Annotated in this window: 1 protein-coding gene; it reads right to left on the bottom strand. The window is 64.8% G+C overall.

The window, feature by feature from the left end:
- On the bottom strand, positions 1-1,488 hold a 1,488-nt coding region (locus tag BLT60_RS23915), incomplete at its 3' end, for a beta-propeller fold lactonase family protein (RefSeq protein WP_175478633.1).
- Between the last annotated feature and the right edge of the window lie 138 nt (positions 1,489-1,626).

Genomic DNA, 1,626 nt, shown 5'->3' with positions numbered 1-1,626 from the left:
CAGGATGTCCTTCCCGCCACGGCCGGCGATGGTGTCTTCCTCGCCGCCGCCGGTCAGCGTCTCGCCGGTCTTGGTGCCGGAGATGTCGAGCCCGCCGACATCGGTGATCTCGATCGCCAGCGCCTTGGCCTCGGTAATGATGCCATCGTCGGCTGTGACCTCGATGTCGTAGATGTTGTCGCCATCGGCGTCCTGCGGGGCTTCGAAGTCCGGGGCGTCGATGAAGGTGACCGCGCCGGTCGCGGCATCGACGCTGAAGAGCGCCGCATCGTCGCCGCCGGTGATGGTGTAGGCGAGGGTGTCGTCGTCGTAGAGCTTGTCGACGGTGACGACCGCGGTGCCGTTCTCGGCGACCTCGACCACCTCCGCCGCCTCGTCGATGATGTTGTGCTCGGTCCGGAAGACGCTGACGCCGTTGTCCAGCCTCCCGGCGACGGCCAGGTAGAGGACGCCGTCGATCTCGACAGTCGCAAGACCGCTGGGTCCCCTCAGTTCCAGCGCGCCCGCATCCGCGATGTTGGCGACGTTGATGAGCGTTCCGTTCCCGGCGACCTCGAATACGCTGAAACCGTCGTCGTTCTGTCCGGTGGCGAAGAGGTAGGTGACGCCGTCGATGACGGCGGTGGTCAGCCCCGACGCCAGGGCAAGGTTCACGGTTCCGTCGTCGCTGACATTGTCGACATTGGAGAGCGTCCCGTCGGAGGCAACCGCGAAGACGCTGATGCCACTGTCGCTGTACCCTGCGACGAACAGGTAGGTGGTGTCGCCGACCAGCGCCGTCGTGACGGCTCCGGCGCTCGACAACTCGAGATCGCCGCCGTCGCCGACATTATCGACATTGGTCATCGTGCCGTCCGATGCGACACGAAACACGCTGACGCCGCTGTCCGTCGATCCAGCCACGAAGGCATAGGTGAGGCTGTCGATGACGGCCACATGGACAGCGCTGCTTCCATCGGTGAACAGCGTGCCGTCGTCGGCGATGCTCTGGACTTCCGCCAGCGTGCCGTTGGCGGCAATGGAATAGGAACTGATGCCGCCGTCGATCCGACTGGCGACGATCAGGAAGGTGGTGTCGCCGAACGTGGCCGTGGCTACCGAGTTGACGCCATTCAGCCGTAGGGTGCCGTCGTCGGCAACGTTGTCGACATTGGTCAGACGACCGTCTTCGCCGACCGCGAAGACGCTGAGGCCATCGTCGGTCGTCCCGGCGACGAAGAGATAGACCGTCCCTTCGATCTCGGCCGTCACGGCCGAAGCGGCCCCTTCGAGCTCCAGAGGCCCGCCGTCGAAGACGTGCTGGATACTGGTGAGGACGCCGTCGCTCCCCATCGAGAAGACGCTGGCGCTGCCGATCTCGTCGCCTTTCCCGGCCACAAAGAGATAGGTCGTCCCGTCAATGGTTCGGAAGGACACGCTCTTCGGCTGGTCGATCCCGAAGGTTTGCTGGGTGTCCATGCTGTCGGTATTGATGAGTTCCAGTGCCATAGCGCGTCGCCTCGCTTTGCGTGGATGAAGGGCGGACGACGCATGCGGCCTCGCCCGTGGAAGGGTCCCTGTCAGACGATCAGGAAGTCGTCGGCGGAAAGGTCGAGGTGCTTGTCGAGGCGGGCGAACTTGACGGCG

This window comes from Bauldia litoralis, from assembly GCF_900104485.1.
Taxonomy (GTDB): domain Bacteria; phylum Pseudomonadota; class Alphaproteobacteria; order Rhizobiales; family Kaistiaceae; genus Bauldia; species Bauldia litoralis.
The sequence above is the reverse complement of the archived record's forward strand: the minus strand, read 5'-3'. Positions and strand labels throughout refer to the sequence as shown.